9 protein-coding genes and 3 pseudogenes are annotated in these 6100 nt (G+C 31.1%); 10 read left to right on the forward strand and 2 right to left on the reverse strand.

The features are described from left to right. The first annotated feature begins 33 nt into the window (after positions 1-33). The 6 genes and pseudogenes from CN288_RS13340 to CN288_RS13375 all read left to right on the forward strand — a co-directional run bounded on the left by CN288_RS13340 (position 34) and on the right by CN288_RS13375 (position 2088). Entirely contained in the window at positions 34-222 is a 189-nt protein-coding gene (locus CN288_RS13340) for a hypothetical protein (protein WP_098302421.1), read from the forward strand. Positions 223-564: 342 nt separating this feature from the next. After that, positions 565-756 carry a hypothetical protein gene (locus CN288_RS13350; protein WP_098302422.1) on the forward strand — a complete coding sequence of 64 codons (192 nt, stop codon included), beginning with the start codon at positions 565-567 and terminating at the stop codon, positions 754-756. After that, positions 757-995: pseudogene (locus CN288_RS13355) on the forward strand (DUF4176 domain-containing protein). A 131-nt stretch (positions 996-1126) separates the two neighbouring features. Further along, positions 1127-1309 carry a hypothetical protein gene (locus CN288_RS13360; RefSeq protein ID WP_098302423.1) on the forward strand — a complete coding sequence of 61 codons (183 nt, stop codon included), beginning with the start codon at positions 1127-1129 and terminating at the stop codon, positions 1307-1309. 77 nt (positions 1310-1386) lie between these two features. Further along, positions 1387-1578 (forward strand): hypothetical protein, encoded by a 192-nt coding sequence (locus tag CN288_RS13365; protein WP_098302424.1) that lies wholly within the window; start codon positions 1387-1389, stop codon positions 1576-1578. A gap of 279 nt (positions 1579-1857) precedes the next feature. Then, a complete protein-coding gene (locus CN288_RS13375; RefSeq protein WP_098302425.1) occupies positions 1858-2088 on the forward strand; it encodes a hypothetical protein in 231 nt (76 codons plus the stop codon). Here the strand turns inward: CN288_RS13375 and CN288_RS28770 are convergent. Together CN288_RS28770 and CN288_RS13380 are read right to left on the reverse strand one after the other, a co-directional pair. Further along, positions 2085-2237: a hypothetical protein gene (locus tag CN288_RS28770; RefSeq protein WP_170833679.1), complete on the reverse strand. Its 153-nt coding sequence runs from the start codon at positions 2235-2237 to the stop codon at positions 2085-2087. The genes CN288_RS13375 and CN288_RS28770 overlap by 4 nt on opposite strands. A gap of 355 nt (positions 2238-2592) precedes the next feature. Continuing rightward, on the reverse strand, positions 2593-2811 hold the full coding sequence (locus CN288_RS13380) for a hypothetical protein (RefSeq protein WP_098302426.1): 219 nt from the start codon (positions 2809-2811) through the stop codon (positions 2593-2595). Between the two features lie 535 nt (positions 2812-3346). On the opposite strand from CN288_RS13380, the pseudogene CN288_RS13390 reads away from it, so the two are divergent. The 4 genes and pseudogenes from CN288_RS13390 to CN288_RS13405 all read left to right on the forward strand — a co-directional run. Continuing rightward, a pseudogene (locus CN288_RS13390) lies at positions 3347-3598 on the forward strand (hypothetical protein); the annotation flags it as partial. Between the two features lie 72 nt (positions 3599-3670). Beyond that, positions 3671-4812, forward strand: a protein-coding gene (locus CN288_RS13395) for an IS3 family transposase (protein ID WP_098302427.1) whose coding sequence is annotated in 2 segments (ribosomal slippage) — positions 3671-3902 and positions 3902-4812 — 1143 coding nt in all. Because the reading frame shifts where the segments join, the coding sequence is not laid out codon by codon here. 36 nt (positions 4813-4848) lie between these two features. Beyond that, positions 4849-5103, forward strand: a pseudogene (locus CN288_RS13400) (hypothetical protein); the annotation flags it as partial. A gap of 429 nt (positions 5104-5532) precedes the next feature. After that, positions 5533-5883: a hypothetical protein gene (locus CN288_RS13405; RefSeq protein ID WP_098302428.1), complete on the forward strand. Its 351-nt coding sequence runs from the start codon at positions 5533-5535 to the stop codon at positions 5881-5883. Positions 5884-6100: the final 217 nt, after the last annotated feature.

Consider the following 6100-nt stretch of genomic DNA (forward strand, 5'->3'; position numbering starts at 1 on the left):
TGTAGATTTGAAAAATGTGATAGGGGGAACTAAATGGGAAAGATAATGAGAATCCTTGTAATCATCGGCATACTTGTTCCTCCTGTACTACTGTGGAGTGTACCTGATATTCCTCTAAATGATAAACTTATTTTTACAGGTTTACAGCTATCTGTAGGATTCATCTCAGTAGTGGCGTTAGAGATTATATTTAGAAACCGTAAAAAGAAGAGGGCAAAATAAATATGGATCTTCTGCACATGAAGCTTGTATGAGAAGCTATCGGAAATATAAATAAAGCTATGTTTATAATAGTTCCTTTGAGAGGGAAACTCCTAGTGTATAGCTGGGAGTTTTTTATACATACTTAACAGCCCATAAGTATGAAGTAGCTCTTACTAAAATTGAGATTCCGGATTTTATTCCTTTTTTAGGTGGCTATGATATTACACTAAAAGGTGAATATGGGTTTGAGTACGGTTATAAATTCCATTTCGGGCAAGAGATGGGGGCATATGTGACAGCACCTAATGGTCATGGGGGAGGCTTCTTTTTTTAACTTGATAAGGAAAAAGGAGTAAATATATGTTCAAACAAGGTAGATTTATGATTATTATTGGAACCATGGTACTTGTTATTGCAGGGTGGTTTTTCCCTTTTAATTTATGGCAGAAGTTATTCTTCAGTATTGCTATGATTAGCATTGGAATTTTGGCATATGGAAGTTCAGTATTATTTGACCGTTTATCTAAAAAAATCACAAATAAAGGAGAATAAATGAAGCTTTTACCGATTGGAACAGTAGCTAAACTAGAAGATATAGAACAATTTGCTATGATTATTGGAAGAGTGGTTGTGTCAGCTGGTAAACGTGATTTTGATTATGTAGTAGTTCCTTACAAGTGGGCTATCTAGGTGATGAAAATTTTAATCATGATAAGATTGTAGAAGGAATGCATAGAGGGTATATGGCTAAGAGTGAATTAGTTCTACATGAGAAGTTAGTAGAAATGTAAATAAAGAGATACCTATAATTTCCTCTTTGGGGTGTGTACTCGCACTTTCTTTATTATGGAACTCGTTTGTTATAAACCTTATGGAAAAATTCAATGAAAGAAGGAATAAATAAACGCGTCCTTTCAAACATATGAGAACTATATATTTAATAACATTACCTATTATTGCGTTACTTTCATTGCTTTTTCCACAGTCATTAGGAGATTGTATTCTTACTTTCTTATATATACTTGTCTTTGGTGGATTAGCAATTGGATTTACATATTTAATGGACTTTATCGGGAAAAAGTTAAAAATAAATAAGAGTAAATAATAATGAAACTTTTCCTAATTGGAACAGTTGTAAAAGTGGCCCCATTAAATTAGAGGATTAAAAGAGGGAATAATAATATGCAACCATTTAAAGCAGGAAAGATTATTACATATATTGCAATAGCTATATTACTTGTAGTTGCTTTTATATCTCCTTATGAATTACCTAAAAAGATTGGCTTTATTATAGGTGTTCTTATTTTAGGAGCATGTGCACTTGGTACTAATAAATTTTATGAATGGAAGTTTAGCAAACTTAAAAACAAATAAGATCTAAACATAAGAAACGAGAATGATCATGGAGATTTTACTAATTGGAACAGTAGTTAAACTAGCAGAGGTAGAACAAATTATTATGATTATATGAAGTTTTGCTTAAAAAAATTGATGTTCCAAATAGTATCCGACTTTTTGAAGATCATGACTTAACCGTTTACCTAGAGTATGGACTTGGTACAGGCGGAGCGAGAATAAGAGATGAGTGGTATTTTGGTGATACTCATGGAAGAGGTTTTTTGCTAAATTTGTTAAGCAAGGAGAAGAATAGTTGTGTTTAAACAAGTGGGAGTTATAAAATTTTTGGGTTTTTCAGCCTTACTTATATTTAGTTTGTTTGCTCCTTATGGATGGGGAAAAAAATTGGCACTTATTGCTTTTGTACTTATACTGACTGTTTTATCTTTTCGTACAACAAACTTATTGGAATCTATAACTCATAAATTTAAAAAGGATCGAGATAAGTATTTTAATTGTTTTAGGATATTTTTATCCCATATTTAAAGGCGGACTAAAGTTCTGTATGGGCTTTCCCGTATCGCGAAATCTGTTACTGTGATATCGATATTTTCTTGTTCTTTAAAATATTGGATAGCTATTTTTTTAGCTTTAGACGCTATTTGTTCTTTTTCTTGATTATCTTTGTAATCCATATATTTATAGCATCCTAATAGTATGACTGAAATAATAAGGATAATTACTATCGATTTTCTATTCAAGTAAAGTCCTTCATACTTATTTATTTTTTTCTTAATCCGTATCGTAACCTATACTTTCTACTTTATAAGTATCTCTATAGTTTATATCTGCAGATACTCTACGTGTTGTATTATGAGTAACATACCCATATACAAAAACTACTCCAAAGTCTGAAGGAGCAAATTGAAAATCTGTTACTGTAATTTCGAAAGGAAATATGTATGGTAAGTGATGTTAACTCAATAGCATAATGAAAAAGAAACCAGCTCGTTATTTGAGTCGGCTTTGTTTATATACTTGTTGGTTTTGCTATACTCCGTATGTCATTTCATCCAAAAATTCCCCACCATTTCTAAGACATATTACTATCCTAGAAATTGCACAATTAAAATAATGCTTTCTTGTTCCGATGGATTCTTCTGGAACAGGTTCTAAATCATAAAACATTTCCTCTTTTTTATGAAAATACATTTTCCCAACTATTTCTTCATCTTCAAATTCTTTATTCATTGTTATATGGATTGCCATAGTTTATCTCCTCCATTTCAATTCCTCATCTATATTGAGTACTTTCCAAGGGTGATCTGATCTTAAAGTTGCATCGTGTGCTGTTTTATAATCTGTTTTAAAAATCCCTTCAAATCGAGATTCAAAATATTCCTGTTCTAAAATTATGTAGGAAAGGGAAGGGGTAGTAAATATGAAAATACAAAAATATACAAATGGAACTACTAGTTACGTTTTATAGAGATAATGATTTAGCAAAAAAGGGGGCTAAAGAGGTAATGATGAGCAGGCAAAATATTTCTTAAATAACAGAGGAAGTAATGCAGAGATAGTTGAGTTTGATATACCTAAATGGTTAGATGATTTTATAAATGAATATGCAATACCTCAAAAAGGATATAAATCAAATTCACTAGATCAAGGAGGTACTGCACCGAAAATAGTTGACGCAACAATGCCAGAAAATTCTTATGAATTGCCAGTACCTCGGATTGAATGAATAGAATAATACGCCCAAAATGGTAGGATTACAAAGTAATAATAAAAGGAGGATATTATGATATTAGAACCACTTTATGCAGAAAATATTGTAGTGGCAGTCATCTATAATAATGAATTTAAATGGTATGTAACAGATAAAGAATTATGGTTTTTAGATTATAATAAGCTAAACAATGCATATAAAAATTTAGGCGTAAGCATTGAAGATAATGACGAAGCTGAAGAAAGAAATGGAATGAAAGTATTAGATAATGAAAATGTAGAAGTGTTTTTACCAAGGATTAATAAATATATAACAACTAAAGAGTGGAGTTAGTATAGTCATATGGACACAACTTAGTTAAGTCCTTACAATGGATTTCAAGGAGGAAGTGTCCGTATGACAAACAAGAAATTTAATGAAGAGTTTAAAAAAATGGTTGTTGAATTATATCATTCGGGACAACCTGTCAAACAGTTAAGTAGCGAGTATGGCGTATCAGAAGTAACCGTTTATAAATGGATTAAAATATATTCTCCTATCACATCAGTTGATGAGGATGAAATGACGCTCGAAGATCTAAAACGAATGAAAAAAGAAATGGTTCGTCTAAAAGAAGAGAATGAAATTTTAAAAAAGGCTATGGCCATATTCGCGAGAAAATAAAAGATGCAGAATTACACCAATTTATCGATTGTCAAAAAGAAACACACCCTGTTCATATGATGTGCCAAACTCTTGGGATAGCGAGAAGTTCTTACTACCAATCTCAGCACAAAACAGAGTCAAAGCGTCGTCGTGAAAATGAAGAATTAACCCAAAAAATTATACAAATTCATCAAGACAGTGGAGAGCGTTACGGTGCGCCCAAGATTCATCAAATACTATTGGAACAAGGATTACAAGTAAGCATAAAGCGTGTACAACGGCTCATGAAAAAAGAAAATATTCGTTCCGTTATCTTAAAGAAATATAAACCACATTCATCAAACTCAATCGTAGAGGAACGGATAAATCTATTAGAACAAGACTTCTCTACAACGACAATCAATGAAAAATGGGTAACGGATATTACCTATATTCACACGCAAAAAGATGGTTGGTGTTACCTTGCATCTGTCATGGATTTGTATTCTAAAAAAATTGTTGGATATTCATTTTCACGAAATATGACAACGAATCTTGTGGTAAAAGCGTTAGAAAACGCTTACTATGCACAGAAACCACCAGAAGGTCTCATTCTACATACTGACTTAGGAACACAATATACAAGTCAAGAATTCCAAACGATACTCGCGAACTATAAAATCACCCCCTCTTTTAGCAAAAAAGGGTGTCCATATGATAATGCTTGCATAGAATCGTTTCATGCCACTTTAAAGAAAGAAGAAGTATATCGTACAAAATATGTCACATTTAAACAAGCAAGCTTAGCATTATTTCAATACATCGAGGGATGGTATAACCGCAAGAGGATTCATAGTAGCATTGGTTATAAAACTCCTCAAGCAATAGAAGATCTAGCTAAAAAAGTAGCTTAGATTTAACTTTTTTGTGTCCAAAATATTGACTCAAATCCAGAGGAATTAAATTATTTATTACTTGAAAATATTAAAAATAAAATTGAAGGAGAAGATTTATTAGATTTTAGTCCGGTATTATTAATTAACTTTGATGATAAAAAACTATATTCAATGTTTCCAGAGCCAGCATCATATGAAGAATATGTACCAAAAGATTGGAATGGTAAATATGAAGATTTTACTGAGTTAATACCTAAATTAGAGAAATACTGGATAGATGAGTTTAATAATAATCTATTGTTACTATGATTTAAAAGAGATAAGGATAGTGAGAGAATGAGTAATGAAAATGTAATAACTATATTAAATGAGGAATTTGAAAATGATAAAACTGGTGAAAAGGTTCATGTGAATTGATATGGGATAGAGGGTATAATTGTTTATTTTGATTGTAAAGCAATTGAAAGAACAGGAGATTATAGAATGTAAGGCCCAGACGAAGTTTATCTATATTCTTTATCTGGGTTTTGTCTATGTATTTGATATTATAGAGGGTGAAAATGTTATTAGAGAAAAAAGTCAATTTGCAATATTAATAACTTATATGATCAACTGTATAATCATTACTGTAATCTATACTTGTAGAAAGCTCCTTCTTTTTGTCATCAGATACATAAATCCTACTACTAGAGATATCTGGAGAAAATTTTATTTTTAGTATAAAGGAGTACAATAGTAATGAAATATCCATATAGTTTTGAAGTACTTAAAAATAGAAAATTAGTTATGAGACTTCCTCAAGAAATTAAACTTGTTGAAACTTTTTTAGGCGTTGAAGTTTCTGCGTTTGGAGATTGGATTTTAGAGGAAATACATAGTGTTTTAAACGGAGAAAAAGATTGCATAGTAGTAAATGGCAACATTTGCGGTATAGAAATTCGAAAAGATACAACTACTGTCCTAGACAATTTGGCTGAAGATGGTAAGGGAGAGTTTTGTGAGATAGAAACGATTGAATTAGTAGACTTAATTCATATTTGGCTAGATAAACAAAAAGAATATAAAAAAGGGAAAAATAAAGAATTGTAATAATTTAAGTGGCTGACTTCTACATGAAGTCGGCTTTATCTATTATTTCACATACCTCCCATTATCTTACGTTTTAAAGTTGTTTTCCCTAGGGAAAACGACTTTAAAATACGAAATAATAGGTTTTCTTTTACGCTTCTATATCTTTTCCCTCTGTTACCACTTTATCTCTCCACAATACATGGTATGTCAACACGAAACTAGACAATTTTTTTAA

Source organism: Bacillus sp. AFS023182 (assembly GCF_002560575.1).
Taxonomy (GTDB): Bacteria; Bacillota; Bacilli; order Bacillales; family Bacillaceae_G; genus Bacillus_A; species Bacillus_A arachidis.